This is a genomic window from Paenibacillus sp. T2-29, assembly GCF_052921365.1.
Map to the genome: position 1 here is coordinate 1,026,273 of NZ_JBREVE010000001.1, position 19,522 is coordinate 1,045,794.

Here is a 19,522-nt window from a genome sequence, read left to right on the forward strand (position 1 = left end):
ATTTGTATTTATAAAAAAAGGCAAAACCAAAATAGATCAAATTCGATCTAGGTTGGTTTCGCCTGCATTACCAGTAACAATCCAAGGAGTTATTCAATTGGTCATTGAGTTACGCGCTGAATATGAATCGTTATATACAGTTTTTCTTCATCTGATAATACCGTGTCCAAGTATTTCTCAATCTTCAGCATACAGCTGTAAGCTTTTTTGTATTTTGCTTTCACTTGCCTTAATAGAAAATCATCTTCCAGTGCTAATTTTTCTTTTTGAATTAACCGCTGAAAGAAAAACCTTAAATGTGTAATAAATCGTTCATAGCTGGTCGAGTGTTCGTCTAGCGTAATATTGTAAGAGTACTTAATAATATTTAAGATATCCTGTATTTTTTGAGTTTGCTGAGCGACATCAGTTACTTTATGGTTGGAGCCGTTTACTTGAGCATTGATTAAATGAAGAGCTATATTCCCTGCTTCATCTTCAGACAATCGTTTACCTGTCTCGTCTTCAATAAACTCCAGTGCTTTTAAGCCAACTCCAAATTCTTTAGGATAAAATTTTTTAATTTCCCAGATGAGCGGGTTCGCATTTTTAAACCCTTCATCAAACATTTTAAATGCATTGTTCATGTGATCTGTAAGCGAAACATATACATAGTCACTCAGTTGTGCTTCCAATATGCTTTTTCCATATTCAATGATGTCATAGCATAACGAAACATATTCTGTAGGGACATCCTCTAACAATAATTTAAATTTTTCTGAAGCATCTTTTTGTTTAAGTACAAACACCTTTTCAATTAAATGCTCTTCTACTTGTTCTCCTGCATTCTTTTTGAATGCAATTCCACGACCCATAACAACAAATTCATGCCTTTTTGAATCTTTGGCTATTATGGCGTTATTATTAAATATCTTTGTTATGATCATTCTGGCTGCCCCCTGATCCCGTAATAATTTAAAAAAGGATTTAGATGCTGGGCGATATTTCAGATAGGTCACAAGACGGTAATAGCCGATCAACTTTCATTGCAAACAAACTGTAAAGTGCAGTAAAGATCTACAACTCCATTGTATTGAAAGCGCATTCATAAAGAGAGATAAGCCCTACATCATCACTCACCTTTCTGTGTTATTGCAAATCTGTATACAAAAAGAAAAGGCAAAACCCAACACATGGAAATCCAGTTCCATGTCCCGGGTTTTGCCTTTTCAGTAACAATCCCAAGATCATAATAACATCAAATTTAAGTTTTGCCAACAAAAATGTTTGCGCTTTCTTTTTGGGGGCAAAACCTTGAATACGGCCCATTGCCATGATAAAAATGTCAGCCCCCAATATAGGACATGTTAATTTTTTTTCGGTTGTTTGCAGTCTCTTCAGTACGTTCATCGGAATACCGATCTAAACGTTGTTCCCATACTGAAGTAATCGCATCGAGTAGTTCCTCATTATTCGCCCCGTTACGAAGCATCTGACGCAAATCGAATCCGTCTGAAGCAAATAAACACGTATAAAACTTGCCATCAGAAGATAAACGGGCACGCGTGCAGGATGAGCAAAATGAATCAGAAACCGAAGTAATAAAGCCAACTTGCGCGTCGCTGTCTTTATAACGGTAACGTTTTGCCACTTCTCCAAAGTAATTTTGATCTATCGGCTCCAGCTCGTACGCATTCTTAAGACGCTCAATAATTTCTTCTTTTGTTACTACCTTTTTGAAGCTCCACCCGGTATCGTTACCTACATCCATAAACTCAATAAAACGAAGGGTTATTCCCTGCTCCTTAAAATAAGCGGCCATCGGCAAAATTTCAGAATCATTAACACCTTTTTGAACCACCATATTGACCTTGATCTCAAATCCGATTTCTCTTGCACAATCAATCTGCTTCAAAATAAAAGCAGGCTTAATGCCCCGTCCATTCATTCGCCCAAATAGCTCGGGGTTCAGAGCGTCTACACTGACATTCAGTCGTCGCAGCCCCGCATCATAGAGGCGCTGAGCCTGTTGCCCTAGTAGCAAGCCATTTGTGGTCAACCCCATATCCTCCACTCCGTTGATAGACAAAATTCGGGAGACAAGGTCGGGAAGATTCGGCCGCATTAATGGCTCACCGCCTGTGAGCCGGATTTTTTTGACCCCAAGGCCTACAAAGAGCTCCGTAAGGCGATGGATCTCTTCAAACGATAGGCATTCGCTTTTGGGAAGAAAGGCAAAATCGTCGCCGAAAATTTCTTTTGGCATACAGTAGGAACAGCGGAAATTGCAGCGATCCGTAACAGATATACGTAAATCGCGGATCGGACGCCGCAATAGGTCTTTCAGTGAATGTGAACTCATGTGACCACCTTCTTTTTTTCATTAGCTGTATTTGACGTTGCAGAAATGGACACATGACGAGCATTTTCACTAGCCACCGCTAACAGGCGGAATAAAAGCTGCGATATCTCCATCCTGCAGTACATCTGTAAGCAACGCGTACTCTTCGTTTACTGCAATTCGTGTAGACTTGATCGGCATATCTGGATATTTATCTGTAATCCAACTGCATAATTCTCCTACAGTTTGTCCTGCCAAATCTGCCATTTCTTCAGATTTCCCCGTCACCTCACGGAGTCCTGCAAAATAGTACAGCTTAATCATGACTGATTTCCTCCGGTTTTTTCTTTTGTTGTCCGATCCATTGCGTTCCGTCTTCCCAAATCTCTCGTTTCCAGATTGGAACGATTTCCTTGATTCGCTCGATTGCGTATTCATTCGCCTGATATGCATCCGAGCGGTGTGGTGAGGAGACGGCGATGACAACGGCAATATCACCGATCTGAAGTTCACCAATCCGATGTGCAATTGCTACTCTTGTCCCTTCCCATTTCTGTTCAATTTCGCGGCCAATCTCTGCAAGCTTTTTCTCGGCCATAGGCACATAAGCCTCGTAAGCAAGATATAATGTCCGCACGCCTTGGGTCCACTCTCTTACATGCCCCGTAAACACGGTCACCGCTCCCGCTTCCGGTCTTAAGACATAGTCTGCATAAGTCTGCGGAAGAATGGGCTCCGTCACGATTTCAAATACTCTCATCTTTTCCACCTTCCAGCCACCTAACAAGCTACTCTGCTATGAAAACTCTATACATTATTTACATTTATCAGATCTATATCTCTTGTTCAACCAAACAACTGATGGTATAGCTTTTGACCTCTGGCAACACTTCCGATCCCGTGAATGAGGAGTCTTCCGTTTTTAAATAAAATCATTCGATGCTTAAAGGCATAAAATTCAACGAAATAAGGGGTCCTTTTTACATGTTCCGCCATAAGTCTGCCCATCTTCTCTGCATCGTCCAGCGTGATCGGACGATGAGGGTCTGGAAGAACCTGCACCACATCCCGCCCGCACAGCGCCGCATATGCCGAGCGATGGGTTGCTGTCAGTGCAGGAAACTCAGGCTGTTCTCCACAGGTTGGACAATCCTGATTCCGGATGCGGGAAATCCCTATGTCCATTTGATTATTTTCCCATAGATCAAATAGATGAACCTTGCTGCGCATCTTATCACGTTTGCCGCTCAGCCACTTCATGGCTTCTGCACATTGGAGGGCGGCCGTCACTTGGACAGCAGGCGATATGATTCCAGCCGTATCACAGGTCTGATTGATCGCTGGCAGCGAAGGCAGAAGGCAGCGAAAACATGCCGACTTGCCCGGCACGAATGGAAAAACAACGCCTGTGCTTCCAACACAGGCGCCGTAAATCCATGGAATTTCAGCCTTTAGTGCAGCATCGTTTATAAGTAACCGAGTTTCAAAATTGTCCGTTGCATCCATCAGCAATGTGCTTTTACCAGCAAGCTCTTGAGCAAGCCCGGCATCCAGGCTGTCGAGATAGGTATACAAGCGTACGTCTTCTCGTATCGCCTTCAGTCTTTTTTCAGCAGCCATAACCTTGGGGAGCATTTGTACAGCATCCTGCTCCGTGAATAACTGCTGACGTTGCAGATTCGATGTCTCCACATAATCACGGTCAACCAGGTGAATCTCTCCGACGCCCGCTCTTACTAATGTTTCAGCAATGGCGGAACCTAGTGCCCCGCAGCCGATAATGGTGACAACAGCTTCAGACAGATTACGTTGTCCTTCACTGCCGATGGGTCTAAATAAGATCTGTCTTGAATAACGTTCCTTCATCACAATGTCCCCCTAACGTTGAAGAGCGATCGTTAACTTTGTGCTTATTCCTGTGGCTCTCGCTAGAAACGTTAAAGGTGCCTTTATAATTTCTTCACTCTTAATGCTTTACTGCTGAAGTTCCTTTTGTTTCTCAAAGTGGTTCTGCTCGGCAGCTACAGGGAAACGTGCTTGATAATATAGCCATATGACGAGAATCAGGCTAGCCAATGCCACTTGGGAGAGTAACATGAACCCAATGGAATATTGGCCAGTAGCCGCATGAATCGTCGATAACAAGATCGGAGGGAAAAAGCCACCAAGACCACCCATCATGGATACAATTCCGTTCACTATGCCTGCCTGTTTATTAAAATAAAATGGAACTAGCTTGAAAATGACACCGTTCCCGATTCCCGCACTCACAGCGATAGCCAAGCACCCTACGGTATACAGTGTGATATCTGGTGAAAAAGCCAGAAGAATCGCAGCAACCGTATACACAGCAAACGTACCTACCAGCAGGAACAAGGGCTGAAAACGATCCGCCAGCCAGCCACCGATAGGGCGGAAGAATGTGGCAATCGCGATAAAGCCTGCTGTACGCATCCCTGCATCCACTTTATCCAGTTCAAAGTTCGATACGAGGAAATTCGGTAGATACACCGTGAACGCTACAAATGAACCAAACGTAATAAAATAAAAGAGCGAGAAAAACCAAAGCTTTTCATTTTTGTAAACTCCTTTGATTTGCTCCATAATGGGGGTTTTGACTTTAGTTTCATGACGGTCCCCAAAGAAGAAATTCAAAACGATAAAAACAAGCAACAGGATCAGATACAGCTTAACTGTAAGTGCCCATCCTACCTGCGTCGCTACAATCGGAGCGGAGAAGGTCGTTACCGCTGTCCCCAGGTTGCCCACACCATACATCCCATTGACAAAGCCATGTCTTTCCTTCGGATAATACTTTGGCAACGAAGTCACCCCAACCGAGAACACCGCTCCCCCAATTCCAAGGAACAAGCCACCGATAATTAAATCCGTCATCGTAGAAGCTTCACTGATATAGTAGACCGGAAACAAAAGCAAAACAAAGCTAACGAGAAAAACGATTCTTGCCCCGAAAATATTGGCATAATAACCAAGCGGAATGCGCAAAATCGATCCAAGCACGACCGGAATCGCCGTAACCATAGCCAATTTTCCGGGTGGAATAGCAATATCCTCCGTAATGAACGGCATGAGAGATGAAATGATAACCCATACCATAAATCCAAGAATCAGGTTCAATGTTTGTAGTGGCAACTGCATTTTTCTAATCATTTAACTCACCTTTTCAACTTTATTCTGTCGAATGTTTGATTTGTATTTTTCTGTTCCCATTGTAGCCGCTAGCCTTCCTTTCGAATATAGGGGACTCCCCTTTCCCGGTCAGGGGAGTCCCTGAAAATAAAAAAGCAGCTTCTCGTAAGAAGCTACTTGATTTATTCCAGATATATTATTGGATGAAAGATAATCTTCTTCATAAACTAAAAATCCAGCATTTTTTTCTTTAAAGCATATTGGACCAGCTCAGGCCGGCTTTTTAAATTCAATTTCTCCATGATTTTAGCTTTGTTAGCTTCCACGGTCTTGACAGAGATGAACAGTTTTTCGGCAACTTCCTTGTTACCGTATCCCTTTGCGACCAGAGGGAGAATCTCCAGCTCACGCTTGGACAGGATCTCATATGGATCCTCTGTTTGTGATGTTGTGTCTTTTTTGATGAACTCACGCACGAGAGAAGTAGCCATTTTAGGATGGATATACGTCCCGCCCCCATGAATGGTGCGTATGGCAAGCAATAGCTCCTCATCAGGTGCATTTTTCAAAACATACCCTGAAGCACCGTTCTTCAAAATATGAAATAGATATTCTTCGTCGTCATGCATGGTCAAAATCAGAATTTTAGTGTCAGGGTGGTCTTCTTTAATTTTGCCTGTGGCAATCAATCCACTTTCGCCTGGCGGCATACTAAGGTCCATAATGAGAATATCCGGCTTATGCTTAGCTACCATAGTATACGCTTCAATACCGTCTGCAGCTGTCCCGACAACCTCCATATCCGATTGGAAGTTGAGGATCATGGAAAATCCACTTCGTACAATGGCATGGTCATCCGCTAATACAATTTTGATCAAGTTTCTATTCCTCCTCATGTCCAATCGGAATTTGTAAAAAGACTTTGGTGCCTTGACCGACATTCGAAAGGACGCCAAAACTTCCGCCTACCAGCTCTGCCCGCTCCTGCATACCATACAAGCCAAGTCCCGTTCCAATAGGCTTGCCCCCTTTATCAAAGCCAATCCCATTATCCTCGACAGTCAAACGAAGTGAATGTTCATGCTCGGACAAAGAAACTTTAATGGTATCGACCTGCGCATACTTCAACGCATTGAGCACAGCTTCCTGGCAGACACGGTATATGACTGTTTCTTTTTCACTTCCATACCGCTTTTGGGGAAGATCAGATACAAACTCAACCACTAAACCAAAGCTTTGCTCGACCCGCTTAAAGTGAGAGCGAAATGCCGCTTCAAGACCAAAATCATCAAGGGTGGCCGGACGAAGTTCCACAGACAGGTTACGGATATCATCCAGCAAGCGTGTCATGGATGCTTCCGTCTGCTTCATGTTTTTAATGAGCTGATCATCATTCGTCATGTATTTTAGCACCCGTAGTTCAACAACCGCGCTCATCAATTCCTGGGCGACACTGTCGTGCAGTTCCCTGGAAAGCCGTTTTCGCTCATTTTCCTGTGCTTCAATGACATGCTTCATCATTTTGTTTTGATATAATTTTTCCTGCGTCTGAAATTGCGGGGTCAAATCTCTCAGCATCAGCACCCGGATTCCATTTGTAGAATCAACGGTGTGAAAAGAAGCGGCATAGGGAACCATGCCATTGCTTTTGGTTTCCAAATAGACTTGAAAAGAAGCAAATTTGTCGGATTCAGGCACATTGAAGTAACAGTCAAGGCAGGTGCGAGGCTCTGTGTCGCTTGTATAACCCCTGCATGTTCCGCATAAAGCTCTGTCCTGTCCTTCATAGAGTTGAATGAGAACGTCATCGCCTACAATCTCCTCAGCCGCCGGATTCATGGCTAGGGTTTTCCCTTCCCTATCAAAAAAGAAGATAGCTTCTGTGCTGTTCTCAAACATCTTTACCATTAGCGCACTCAAAGAGTCTGTCCCTATAGACAATGTCAATTCAAATCACTTCCTTCCCGTTCAACTCTCCAAATCCCTCATGTGCCAAGGCTTCCAAATCACGCATCATGGCTTCGGTCATCAGTTGTTCTTCTCGAAATCCACCCAATAGTACGCCCGCGACGCGAGCATCGTTCCACAGAGGCACAGCCCCGAGACTCTTGAGCTTTTCGGATTGAACGATCGGATAGTTAAATAGGTTCTCTGCCCCAACATATTGATGAACAGATGGAATAAAGACAGACTTCCCGGTTTTAAACACGACTCCTGCTATGCCCTTTCCAGATTGCAGCACAATCCGCTTAAATCGATCATTTAAATTGCCAGCGGCATTTTTCCATTTAATGACGTATTGATATTCGGCCGGTTCAACCAGAGCAAGTGCCATAAAATCATAACCGAAATGTTCGCGTATTCGCTCAAGCTCCCTTTGATAATCCATCTTATTATTCATCACTCTCTCCTAATAAAACTAGGAAAGAAGGCAGGGCCCGCTTTCCTAGTTCGATTTATGTCTTCTGTACAGGATATAACTTCTGCGCACATAATTCAACGGAACGCTCCACACATGTACAAGCCGGGTAAACGGCCAGAACGCAAAAATCGCAAAACCCATAAGTACATGAAGCTTGAAAGAAATCGGTACATCTCTCATCAGTGTCGGGTCGACACGGAATATGAACAGGCCGCGGAACCAGATTGAGATCGTCTCCCGATAATCGAATTCAGGCTGTACCGCATTCGTTACGAGAGTTGCAAACATCCCCATGCATACAAGCGCCAACAGCAATACATTTACAATCAAATCAGAAGCTGTACTTAAACGGCGCACATTACGAATTGTAAAACGTCGAGAGGTAAGTATCAACATCCCCAGGAACGTCATAGCCCCAAATATTCCACCAATATAGACCGCTCCAATGTGATATAGATGATCGTTTACACCCAGCGCATGCATCCAGGTTTTGGGTATGCCCAGACCAGACACATGACCAAATATAACAGGAATAATCCCCAAGTGGAATAAGAGACTTCCAATCATCAATTGTTTCTTTTCAATAAATTCACTCGATTTTGCCGTCCAATTGAACTGGTCAGTTCTATAGCGGAAGATATGACCTACGATAAAGATGACCACGCACATATAAGGGAAAATGACCCATAAAAACTGCTCCATCATCATAACGCGGCTGCCTCCTGTTCTACGCAAGCTTTAAGCGTTTCGCGCAGTCCCTTGACCAGATGAAAATACGGGCTTTCCATTTTTTCCAGCGCTTTAAGCAAATGATAGGTGCCGTCTTCCAAAATCGCGATGGGCATGCGGAAGTTTTCTGTCGTCTTTGCATCCTGCACCCATTCAGCGGCATATAGAAATTCACACATGAGCGGCAGATAATCAGGCAGCTCTCCATCTGGCATTTCAAGACCATACATTTCATAGAGGACCTTTAACTTGACCAGCATTTGTCCTCTTTCCTTTGCATCTTCGAACTTGAAGTAAGTCATATATAGTGCGCAATTTTTTTGAAAATCAAAAGTTTCCGTATACATTTCCTGGATTTCTTCCATACTAAACTCTTGCATCAAAGACCAGTACATATTAGCATGCGTATACGCAGGATGATCCGGATTAAAGGATGCTTCCAGAAAAGCCGGATGAAAATCCAGCTTTTCTGGGTACATGAGTTGTTGGGCGAAAAACCCGAATGAAGGCTTGAATTCATACAGTTTCGCTACATTAATCACGCCAAATACCCCCGTAGAAGTTTTCTTCATACATTTGCTTGCCTGTTTTCGAAGGCTCTTCCATTCCTGTGGAGCTTCCCAGGCTACAACCGCTACAGCCAGCTCCTTGAGTTCCACAACTATCCATAGTCCCTAAAGTATCACCGTAACCGGCAGCTCCTTGGGCGCGATATGGATTGGCATAACCCTCTTTATGCGATGTCGGAATGACGAAACGGTCCTCGTATTTGGCAATGGCCAGAAGCCGGTACATTTGCTCTGCCTGACGTGCTGTCATGCCAGTGCGTTCCAGACGGCTTTCATCGAAAGATTGTCCTGTGGACTGGGCGCGCATATAGGAGCGCATCATAGCCATCCGCTGCAGCGATTCTTTCACCGTCTGGGTGTCGCCCGCCGTCAACATATTGGCAAGATACTGAATAGGCGTGCGCATTTCTTCGATAGCTGGAAAGATCATATCCGGATTCTCGATGGAGTCTTTCCCTTCAAAGTAATTCATGATCGGACTAAGTGGTGGTACATACCAGACCATCGGCAACGTGCGGTATTCCGGATGAAGCGGGAATGCCAGCTTATATTCAATCGCAAGCTTGTAGACCGGTGAGTTCTGCGCTGCCTCAATCCAGTCTTGCGAGATCCCATCTTTTTTGGCCTGCGCAATCACTGCCGGATCACTTGGGTCCAAGAATAAATCACACTGTGCTTTATACAGATCTTTCTCATCCTCTTTAGAAGCAGCCTCTTGCACCTTATCCGCGTCATACAATAGAACGCCAAGGTAACGAATTCGTCCAGTACATGTCTCGGAGCAGACGGTTGGCAACCCGGCTTCCACGCGCGGGAAGCAGAAGGTACATTTTTCTGCTTTGTTCGTCTGCCAGTTGAAGTACACTTTCTTGTATGGACAACCCGTCATGCAATATCGCCAGCCGCGACATGCTTCCTGATCCACGAGCACGATGCCATCCTCGTCCCGTTTGTACATAGCACCCGAAGGGCAGGACGCGACACAGCTCGGATTCAGACAGTGCTCGCAAAGCCGAGGGAGATACAACATGAATGACTTTTCGAAATTGAATTTAATCTCTTCTTCGATTTTCTGAATATTGGGATCAAGAGGTCCTGTCACATGGGTGCCTGCCAAATCGTCTTCCCAGTTTGGTCCCCAATTCAGATCCATTTTTTCGCCTGTTACAGCAGATTGTGCACGTGCTACCGGAGAATGCTTCTGCTCTTTAGCGTTGGTCAAATGTTCATAATTGTAAGTCCACGGCTCATAATAATCTTTCATTTCAGGCATATCGGGGTTGTAGAAAATTTTACCTAGCGCTATCTTGGACAGCTTGTTCCCTGACTTCAGTTCAAGCTTCCCTTTGCGAAGCTGCCAGCCGCCCTTATACTGCTCCTGGTCTTCCCAGCGTTTTGGATACCCAATACCAGGTTTGGTTTCCACGTTGTTGAACCACATATATTCCGCACCTTTGCGGTTTGTCCAAGTTGTTTTACACGTCACGCTGCACGTATGGCAGCCAATACATTTATCCAGGTTCATGACCATGGCAATTTGAGCTTTAATCTTCAAGCCAGTTAACCTCCTTCATTTTACGTACCGCTACGTACACATCGCGCTGGTTGCCGATCGGACCGTAATAGTTGAATCCGTAGCTAAGCTGAGCGTATCCACCAACCATCTGGGTCGGTTTGAGATGAATTCTTGTTGGCGCATTATGACTGCCCCCGCGTGTATCCGTGATTTCGGAGCCTGGCACTTGAATGTGCTTATCTTGAGCATGGTACATAAACATCGTTCCTCTTGGCATCCGGTGGCTGACAACTGCCCGGGCGGTTACGACACCGTTACGGTTGTACACCTCCAGCCAGTCATTGTCGGCAATAGCATGAGTCGCTGCATCTTCGTTATTGATCCATACCGTAGGACCTCCGCGGAATAGCGTAAGCATATGCTGATTATCCTGGTAGGTGGAGTGAATATTCCATTTCCCGTGTGGAGTCAGATAACGAAGCACCAGTGAATCCTGACCACCCTTGATTTCCCGATCACGCGTGCCGAATACCATCGGTGGCAAAGTCGGTTTATAGATAGGCAGCGACTCCCCAAACTGCTGGAAGATTTCATGATCGATATAGAAATGCTGTCTGCCTGTCAAAGTCCGAAACGGAACGAGACGCTCAATATTCGTGGTAAATGGCGAGTAGCGACGTCCCTGTTTGTTGGAGCCACTGAATACCGGTGTCGGTATAACTTCACGCGGCTGCGCTGTAATGCTTTGGAACGTGATTTTCTCGGCAGCGCGGTCGGCTGAGATGTCCATCAGCTTCACTCCGTGATCCTTTTCCGCCTCTTCGTAGGCTTTTTGGGAGACACGACCATTGGTTGCCGACGACAGATGGAGGATCGTATCGGCCACTTGGCGAGCTGTCTGGATTTTCGGCAGTCCATCTTTGATGGACTCATCGTAATAGACCCCGTTCAGCTTCTTCAATTCCTCATATTCCTCCGCTACCGAGAAGCTAACGCCGTGCGCGCCCGTTTTTCCTGTAGCCAAATTGGGACCGAGCGAGACATACTTATCGTAGATTTTCGTGTAATCGCGTTCTACGATGCTGAAATTAGGCATAGTTTTACCCGGTACAGCAGCGACCTCGCCCTTCGTCCAATCCTTGACAAGACCCATCGGCTGCGAAATTTCGCCTATAGAATCATGTCCAAGCGGTGCAGTTACAAGGTCTTTATATATTCCCGGCAGATGCACTTTGGCCATGTTCGAGAAGGTTTCAGACAGCTGACGGTAAATATCCCAGTCTGAGCGGGATTCCCAAAGCGGATTTACCGCCGGATTAAATGGATGTACGAACGGGTGCATGTCTGTTGAGGACAAATCCGTCTTCTCATACCAGGTTGCCGCCGGAAGTACGACATCCGCGTACAATGGCGTTGTGGTCATCCGGAAATCAAGTGCGACCATCAAATCAAGCTTTCCTTCTACATCTTCCCGCCAAACGATTTCCTCTGGCTTCTGATCTTCGTTCGGTCGGGCAAGCAGCGCGTCGGAGGCTCCGAGCAAATGCTTCATGAAATATTCCTGTCCCTTGGCCGAGCTGGAAATGAGGTTGGACCGCCAAATAAAGAGTGAACGCGGGAAGTTCTCTGCTGCCCCTGGATCTTCAATAGCGAAACGGGTCTTACGCGATTTAATCTCTTCCACAGTATGGTTAATGATTTCCTCGTTTGACTTCTTGCCTAATTGCGCTGCTTCTTCAGCGAATAGCAGGCTGTTTTTATTAAACTGCGGGTAAGAAGGCATCCAACCCAACCGGGCAGCAAGCACATTGTAGTCCGCCGGATGCTGGTAACTGACATCTCCCGCAGTCGGTGATTTCAATGTGTCGGTGCCACTTTCTTCATAGCGCCACTGTTCTGTTGCAAAATAGAAAAATGAAGTAGCATTTTGCAATCGAGCCGGTCCCTGCCAGTCTTTTGCAAAGGCAATCGTTGACCAGCCTTCAATAGGACGGCACTTCTCTTGACCTACATAATGCGCCCAGCCTCCGCCGTTGACACCTTGAGAAGCAGTCAGCACGACCAGGTTCAAGATGGAGCGATAAATGGTGTCACTGTTGAACCAGTGATTGATACCCGCCCCCATAATGATCATAGAACGTCCTTGGGTGTCGATTGCGTTTTGAGCAAATTCGCGAGCAACTTGCACTACAACCGATGCCTTGACTCCCGTGATCTTTTCCTGCCAGGCAGGAGTATAATGACAAGCTGCATCGTAATAGTCCTTTGCATTATGAGGGCTATCATTGCGAGCGACACCATACTGGCTCATCATCAAATCATATACGGTGGCTACGAAACGCTCTGAACCATCAGCCAGACGTACTTTTTTCGCCGGAATGACACGTTTAAACGTTCCGTTACCTGCGTTATCAAAATAAGGGAATATGATTTCTTCCCATTGCTCGTCATGACCTACCACCGTGAGCGCAGGTTCAACCTTTGTTCCGTCTTCCCGCTCCAAGATCAGATTCCATTTCTTATCTTGCTCCCAGCGCTGTCCCATTGTACCGTTCGGAACCATCATTTCGCCTGCTACTTCATCGAATATGACCGGTTTCCAATCTGCATGTTGTGAAGCATCCCCCAGATCGCTGGCCCGCAGAAAACGTCCGCCTTTCCAGGCTCCTTCGTGGGGATCAAGCAGAATCATGAATGGCATATCTGTATATTGCTTGGCATAGTTAATGAACATAGGTTCCTGGCGTTCTTGATAGAACTCATCCAGAATGACATGCGTCATCGCCTGTGCCACAGCGGCGTCTGTACCTGGATTAGGTGCAAGCCAGTTATCAGCGAACTTCACATTTTCCGCCAAATCCGGAGCCACGGATACAACCTTCGTTCCTTTATAGCGTACTTCCGTCATAAAATGGGCATCTGGCGTCCGGGTAAGCGGCACGTTCGAGCCCCACATGATCAGATAACCTGCGTTGTACCAATCTGAGGATTCAGGTACGTCCGTTTGCTCACCCCAAATTTGAGGAGAAGCAGGCGGAAGATCGGCATACCAATCGTAAAAGCTCAACATCTCCCCACCAAGCAGAGAAATGAACCGAGCTCCCGAGGCGTAGCTAATCATTGACATCGCCGGAATGGGGGTGAAGCCTGCAATCCGGTCAGGACCGTACTTACGGATTGTGTAAATTAATTGAGCCGAAATCAGGTGCAGAACATCATCCCAAGCCACACGAACATGGCCGCCTTTGCCGCGAGCCGATTTGTAGAGTTTGGCTTTCTCTGGATCTTCCACAATGCTGGCCCATGCGTCTACCGGATTGCTATGCTCCTTGAGGGCAGCTTGCCAGAGTCGCAACAACTTACCGCGCATATATGGATATTTCACACGTAACGGGCTGTATTCATACCAAGAAAATGAAGCCCCACGCGGGCATCCACGCGGCTCAAATTCCGGCATGTCTGGACCGCAGGAGGGGTAATCGATTTGCTGATTTTCCCAGGTGATGATGCCATTCTTAACAAAAACCTTCCAGCTACAGGAGCCAGTACAGTTAACACCATGCGTCGTACGAATCACTTTGTCATGAGACCAACGCTGGCGATACACGTTTTCCCATTCTCTATTTTTTTCTTCAAGGATTGACCAATTTCCAGAATAGCTCTCGATTGGCTTGAAGAAGTTGAGACTGTATTTTTTTTTCATCGGTGATCAACGCTCCTTTTCAGAATGAATCAGCCCATCGCAAACTCACGGGGAAGATTCATTCGCTTACTCTCATTATGTAATTCATTCATCTCCGTTCCCATTAGGGAATGTCCTATAGCGCTATAGAAAATCCCTCGTTCTATGGAAAGATACAAAAAAAGCCCCCTCTACCAGAGGGAAGCTTGTATGAATAAATTAATTTTTCTTTTGGCCTGTTAACAGGAGCATCATAAAGGAAATCAGTATAATAGAGCATGTCCATACCCAGGCCATAGGAAGATGACCAGAATCTACTGCAATATAGATGGCTGTAGGGATCGTTTGTGTTTTACCCGGAATATTTCCGGCAATCATCAGCGTAGCCCCGAATTCGCCCAGCCCACGGGCAAACCCGAGTATAAAGGCCGCTTTAAAAGAAGAGAAAATCAACGGAAAGGTGATATATCGAAAGACCTGCCATTCATTTGCCCCCATTGAGCGTCCCGCGTTTTCCAAGTCCTGATCCACTGAAGCGAATCCCATTCTCAGTGTTCGATAGACTAGAGGAAAAGCCACAACCACCGCGGCCACAACCCCAGCCCACCATGAAAATACAATAGGCTCGCCAAACCATTGCTCCACCAAACGTCCAAACCAACTTTTTCGTCCGAGTAAGATTAACAGTAAAAATCCAACTACCGTTGGTGGGAGTACCAAAGGCAGCATAAGCACGGTTTCAACGAGTGTTTTCCCTTTGAATAATCCTAACCGCGACATGGACCATGCCGCAAACAAGCCTAGTAGGATCACCAAAACGCTGGATAACAGTGCAACCTGTAACGATAATCGGATCGGAGGCCAATATTCGTTCCAATCTATAGCCTGCATGCTCACTTCGGTATGGTAAATCCATACTTAGCCATAATATTCAGAGCTTCTTGCGATTGAAGGTATTCATAGAAGCTTTCGGCTTCTTGGATGTGCTTGGAAGCTTTGATAATCCCGATAGGGTACTCAACCGTTGAATAAGTTTTAGAGTCCACCTCAAAGGCAATTTTCGCCTTTTGCGAAGTCAACGCATCTGTCTTATACACAAATCCGACATCTGCGTTACCCGTTTCCACATATTGCAGCACTTGTCTAACATCTTTTGCCTGAACGAGCTTGTCCTGTAGCACATCCCAAAGCTTTACGTTCGTCAGTGCTTCCTGTGCATATTTGCCTGCAGGAACACTCTCAGGAATACCGATTGCTACCTTTTTCACTTCGCTTTGCGTTAAATCCTTTACACTCGTGATGCTCATCGTCCCGTCTGCAGGGATCACCACTACCAACTCGTTCGTCAGCCATGTTTTTTGTTGATTGCTCTCGATTAACTGCTGATCTACGAGAGACTTCATGTTTTTCTTCGAAGCAGACAAAAACAAATCCGATGGAGCTCCTTGCTCAATCTGCTTTTCCAGTGCACCAGAACCACCAAAGTTGAAATTCAATTTAATACCTTTATGGGATGATTCGTACAACGGTTGAATTTCTTTGAGTGCATCTGTTAAGCTCGCGGCTGCGGAAATGGTCAGATCAACAGTTTCAGCCTTGTTCGATGAATCCTGGCCGGAGACCTCATTCTGAGCCGTGCTGCTACCACTTGAAGCTGATTGTTGCCCCGCACCGCACCCCGCAAGTAATAACACAATGGCAAAAATAAAAAAGAGTGCCTGACTATGTTTAACAAATCTATTCATTTTATTGGCTCCTTACGTTCAGCCTGTCATTAAGTGAGAGGTTACATTATGAATGGAGTTGTGCCTGTCTGGTACGTTCAACTAAGGTACAATTCTCAAGAAGAATATGATTATAAATGTCCGCTTCCAGATCCTCCAAACGCTTCAATACAAGTCGATGCGTACCACAAGCTTCCTGCAGCGGCTCAAAACCATTGGTAATCAAGCGCAGCTCCTGCAGTATATCCACAACCGCTTGATGCTCCTCTTGCAACTCGGATAAATGAAAGTGAAGTGCGTCCACACGCTCAAATGCCGAGTCTTGAAAAAACGCTTGAATCAACGGAAACAGGAGGCTTTCCTTGAATTGAATATGTATCGTTAACTTCTGTTTAAGCAAGGTATAAAGTTCATTCACTCGCTTTAGGTGCGAATAACGTTCGCCGTGAACCCGCGTTAGTTTGGTAATATACGGTGTGAGCGCCGCTAGTTCTTCACATAACTTTGTGTGATACTCATTCTGAATATAGGCAATTAGTTCTTTGGGTTCGAGTGAGGAAGGTTGCATTTGCTTGTGCCGTGCCTGATTTTCCTCCACTTCATGCACCCGCGCCAGCAGTTCACCAGCGTGAAGCCCCCGGCTGGCAGCTGCTTCACGGAGTGATATTTTCCCGCCACAGCAGAAGTCAATCCGTAGTTTACGGAACAAGTCACTTGTTTTGGGTACTTCTTTCACAATGTCCGCTACCCATGTTTCTTCCGTTAACTGGCTCATTTTTCATTCCCCCATCTTACTTCAGTTTTATACTCAACTCTCATTCTATGTCTCTCTCAAGGCTGAACCAATTAGGGTGATCCCTTTTTCACTCGTGGAAAGAGCCTGATTATAAAAAACCTGAGACCAGCTGTTCAGCTGCTTCTTTGCCTTGAGCGATACAATCTGGAATGCCAACGCCTCCATAACCAGCGCCACAAAGAAATACATTCGGAAAATACTGTGACAAATCATGTCTCACCTTCGCCATCTGCTCTTTGTGCCCAATCGGATATTGTGGCATCGATTGAATACACCGACTGACCTCGGTCATTTCAGGTTGAGCCTCGATCCCCATTAAATCTTTCAGGTCTTTGCGGGCAGCTTCCACCAGTTCCTCGTCTGTCATCTGAACCCACTCCTGTGCACCTGCATGACCAATGTAAGTCCGTAAGAGTGTATACCCTTCAGGTGCGGTATGGCTCCACTTTGTAGATGACCAAGTACAGGCCGTAATCATTTTTCCTTCCTTACGAGGAACTAAAAATCCTGTACCCTCATAGGAAAGATGAAGGTCTGAATTTTTATACGCCAAGGAAATATTCGCTACCGAAACGTAATTGATCTTATGGAGCCAACTTACACTTGCGATATCGGAAAATAATTTAGCTGCCTCAAAGGCTGGAATAGCGCAGATTATTGCATCTGCATCTATGATTTGTCCTTGGTCCAGGACTACCTGATAACCGTTCTCTTTTCTTATCTCAGCCACACGCTGCTCCATCACAAATTGGACAGTGTCGAGCTTTTCCTTTAACCGCTCCACGATGGTCGATAATCCATGTCGATAGGAAAGAAACATGCTTTTCTTGGCGATTTCCGGCAATTTGTTAGGTGCACCCGACTTTCTCCCCGCCCCTTTAGCCATACCTATAATCAGACTTCCATGCTTTTGTTCCATCTGTTTAAATTGAGGGAAGGTTGACTTGAGGCTAAGAGAATACGTATCGCCAGCGTAAATACCAGATAACAAAGGCTCTGTAATCTGCTCCAACACCTCTTTACCTAGACGCCGCTTGATAAAATCTCCCAGAGATTCATCCATATCACCTTTCTTGGCTGGAATGATCAAATCCATGGCTGCGCGCGCTTTTCCCAATGGAGAAATTAACCCTGTCCGAATGAAGGGAGTTAGCTTGGTTGGAATACCTAAAATAAAGCCCATCGGCATGGTGTGCAGCTTCCCTTTATGCAAAATGGAGGCCGACTTGGCCTTCGGATTTGTTGACACCAAATCAGCTTCCAGTCCCAATTCCATAGTCAAATCCAATATAGCCGTCTTTCTGGCCAGGAAAGCATCCGGTCCTTTTTCAATCATAAAATGATTTTGGCGAACCGTTTGCAGCTTTCCTCCCAGGCGATCGCTTTTCTCCACCAGTGTAATCTCCACTTCAAGCTGCCTGTCCTCTGCCAGCTTTTTCACATAAAAAGCGGCACTTAAACCGCTTATTCCTCCACCAAGGATCACAACTTTTTTAGCATTTTTATTCATAAGCGCACGTTTCCTTCCCCACTCCAGGCATATATGCACAATATGGATCACTCTCTAAGTAATCTCCTGTGATGGCAAAAGCCCTTGCTCTGGAGCCTCCACAGACTGTATTGAATTCGCAGACTCCACATTTTCCTTTAAGCAGAGATTTATCCCGAAGATTATTCATAATCGGAGAGTTCCGATAAATATGGGCCAAACTATCCTTTCGTACATTCCCGCATGTTAGCGGCAGGAAACCACTCGGGTACACTTCACCGATATGACTGATAAAAACAAATCCATCTCCATCATTTACACCTTTAGGGGCACGCCCCAGAACATCTGCCCTTTTTTGTTCGAACGTTGCACTATGCTGTCCTGCTTTGTGCTTTTCCTGTAGAACCACCCTTCGATAGTGAGGTGCTTCGGTAGCCTTTACACCGTAGGGCATCTGTTGCTGTATCTGATACAACCACTTCATTACAGCCTCATGCTCATCAGGAGTAATCATATCTTTTTCCATACCACGCCCGGTTGGAACGAGAAAAAACAAGCTCCATAACACCGCCTGCATTTCCTTTACCTTCTCTGCAATTCGCTTCAGATCGTGAAGATTGTATCGGGACACGGTTGTGTTCACTTGGATAGGAATGTTCAATTCCTTCAAATAGCCAATTCCCCGCATGGTCGTATTATAAGAACCCACAGTCCCTCGAAAATGATCGTGAATGTCCGCGCATGAACCATCCAGGCTAAAAGCCCACCGTGATAAACCAACCTGCTTTGCTTTTTCGACCGCTGCTCGTGTCACTTTTGGGGTAGCACTGGGCGTCATTGAAACCGATAGTTTTTTCTCCTCAATTGCATATTGAGCCAGCTCAAATAAATCAGGACGCGATAACGGATCTCCACCTGTGAAAACCACTAATGGATGATTCATTTCGGCGATTTGATCAAGCAGCTTTTTGCCCTCTTCAAATGTCAGCTGACGAGGGTCAGGCTTATATTGGGCTTCCGCTCTACAGTGAAGGCATTTTAATGCGCAAGCTCTTGTTACCTCCCAAATGACGATAAACGGGTCTACGCGATAATCTCGTGGCGTTTGCAAAGATATCATTGATG

At 45.5% G+C, this 19,522-nt stretch carries 19 protein-coding genes; all 19 read right to left on the reverse strand.

The window, feature by feature from the left end:
- Window positions 1–101: 101 nt before the first annotated feature.
- The 19 genes from licT to ACU1JV_RS05115 all read right to left on the reverse strand — a co-directional run bounded on the left by licT (window position 102) and on the right by ACU1JV_RS05115 (window position 19,517).
- Window positions 102–926 carry a BglG family transcription antiterminator LicT gene (licT, locus tag ACU1JV_RS05025; protein WP_025679241.1) on the reverse strand — a complete coding sequence of 275 codons (825 nt, stop codon included), beginning with the start codon at window positions 924–926 and terminating at the stop codon, window positions 102–104.
- A gap of 202 nt (window positions 927–1,128) precedes the next feature.
- A complete protein-coding gene (locus ACU1JV_RS05030) occupies window positions 1,129–1,314 on the reverse strand; it encodes a hypothetical protein (RefSeq protein ID WP_413986769.1) in 186 nt (61 codons plus the stop codon).
- Window positions 1,315–1,324: 10 nt separating this feature from the next.
- Window positions 1,325–2,341, reverse strand: a complete 1,017-nt coding sequence (gene moaA / locus ACU1JV_RS05035; protein WP_013372373.1) for a GTP 3',8-cyclase MoaA — start codon at window positions 2,339–2,341, stop codon at window positions 1,325–1,327.
- 69 nt (window positions 2,342–2,410) lie between these two features.
- On the reverse strand, window positions 2,411–2,644 hold the full coding sequence (locus tag ACU1JV_RS05040; RefSeq protein ID WP_025679245.1) for a MoaD/ThiS family protein: 234 nt from the start codon (window positions 2,642–2,644) through the stop codon (window positions 2,411–2,413).
- Window positions 2,637–3,080 (reverse strand): molybdenum cofactor biosynthesis protein MoaE, encoded by a 444-nt coding sequence (locus tag ACU1JV_RS05045; RefSeq protein WP_025679247.1) that lies wholly within the window; start codon window positions 3,078–3,080, stop codon window positions 2,637–2,639. The genes ACU1JV_RS05040 and ACU1JV_RS05045 overlap by 8 nt, the downstream gene beginning before the upstream one ends.
- 86 nt (window positions 3,081–3,166) lie before the next feature.
- Window positions 3,167–4,186 (reverse strand): ThiF family adenylyltransferase, encoded by a 1,020-nt coding sequence (locus ACU1JV_RS05050; RefSeq protein WP_413986770.1) that lies wholly within the window; start codon window positions 4,184–4,186, stop codon window positions 3,167–3,169.
- Between the two features lie 108 nt (window positions 4,187–4,294).
- Complete coding sequence (locus tag ACU1JV_RS05055) at window positions 4,295–5,491, reverse strand: nitrate/nitrite transporter (protein ID WP_025679251.1); 1,197 nt, start codon at window positions 5,489–5,491, stop codon at window positions 4,295–4,297.
- A gap of 206 nt (window positions 5,492–5,697) precedes the next feature.
- Entirely contained in the window at window positions 5,698–6,345 is a 648-nt protein-coding gene (locus ACU1JV_RS05060) for a response regulator transcription factor (protein ID WP_040103856.1), read from the reverse strand.
- A 7-nt stretch (window positions 6,346–6,352) separates the two neighbouring features.
- Complete coding sequence (locus ACU1JV_RS05065; RefSeq protein ID WP_413986771.1) at window positions 6,353–7,417, reverse strand: ATP-binding protein; 1,065 nt, start codon at window positions 7,415–7,417, stop codon at window positions 6,353–6,355.
- A 1-nt stretch (window position 7,418) separates the two neighbouring features.
- Window positions 7,419–7,871: a GAF domain-containing protein gene (locus ACU1JV_RS05070; protein WP_013372380.1), complete on the reverse strand. Its 453-nt coding sequence runs from the start codon at window positions 7,869–7,871 to the stop codon at window positions 7,419–7,421.
- A gap of 45 nt (window positions 7,872–7,916) precedes the next feature.
- Window positions 7,917–8,600, reverse strand: coding sequence for a respiratory nitrate reductase subunit gamma (gene narI, locus ACU1JV_RS05075; RefSeq protein WP_013372381.1), 684 nt, complete (start codon window positions 8,598–8,600; stop codon window positions 7,917–7,919).
- Entirely contained in the window at window positions 8,597–9,163 is a 567-nt protein-coding gene (gene narJ / locus ACU1JV_RS05080) for a nitrate reductase molybdenum cofactor assembly chaperone (RefSeq protein WP_013372382.1), read from the reverse strand. Before narJ ends, narI begins: the two co-directional genes overlap by 4 nt.
- Window positions 9,156–10,745, reverse strand: coding sequence for a nitrate reductase subunit beta (narH, locus tag ACU1JV_RS05085; RefSeq protein ID WP_016324613.1), 1,590 nt, complete (start codon window positions 10,743–10,745; stop codon window positions 9,156–9,158). The genes narJ and narH overlap by 8 nt, the downstream gene beginning before the upstream one ends.
- Window positions 10,735–14,409 carry a nitrate reductase subunit alpha gene (locus tag ACU1JV_RS05090; RefSeq protein WP_165081898.1) on the reverse strand — a complete coding sequence of 1,225 codons (3,675 nt, stop codon included), beginning with the start codon at window positions 14,407–14,409 and terminating at the stop codon, window positions 10,735–10,737. The genes narH and ACU1JV_RS05090 overlap by 11 nt, the downstream gene beginning before the upstream one ends.
- A gap of 198 nt (window positions 14,410–14,607) precedes the next feature.
- Window positions 14,608–15,279, reverse strand: coding sequence for a molybdate ABC transporter permease subunit (modB, locus tag ACU1JV_RS05095; RefSeq protein WP_238791056.1), 672 nt, complete (start codon window positions 15,277–15,279; stop codon window positions 14,608–14,610).
- 2 nt (window positions 15,280–15,281) lie between these two features.
- A complete protein-coding gene (modA, locus tag ACU1JV_RS05100; protein WP_413986772.1) occupies window positions 15,282–16,133 on the reverse strand; it encodes a molybdate ABC transporter substrate-binding protein in 852 nt (283 codons plus the stop codon).
- A 46-nt stretch (window positions 16,134–16,179) separates the two neighbouring features.
- Window positions 16,180–16,887 (reverse strand): DUF542 domain-containing protein, encoded by a 708-nt coding sequence (locus tag ACU1JV_RS05105; protein ID WP_413986773.1) that lies wholly within the window; start codon window positions 16,885–16,887, stop codon window positions 16,180–16,182.
- A 109-nt stretch (window positions 16,888–16,996) separates the two neighbouring features.
- Complete coding sequence (gene hemY / locus ACU1JV_RS05110; protein ID WP_413986774.1) at window positions 16,997–18,418, reverse strand: protoporphyrinogen oxidase; 1,422 nt, start codon at window positions 18,416–18,418, stop codon at window positions 16,997–16,999.
- The gene (locus tag ACU1JV_RS05115; RefSeq protein ID WP_413986775.1) at window positions 18,411–19,517 is read right to left on the reverse strand and encodes a TIGR04053 family radical SAM/SPASM domain-containing protein; all 1,107 of its coding nucleotides are present in this window, start codon (window positions 19,515–19,517) and stop codon (window positions 18,411–18,413) included. Before ACU1JV_RS05115 ends, hemY begins: the two co-directional genes overlap by 8 nt.
- Between the last annotated feature and the right edge of the window lie 5 nt (window positions 19,518–19,522).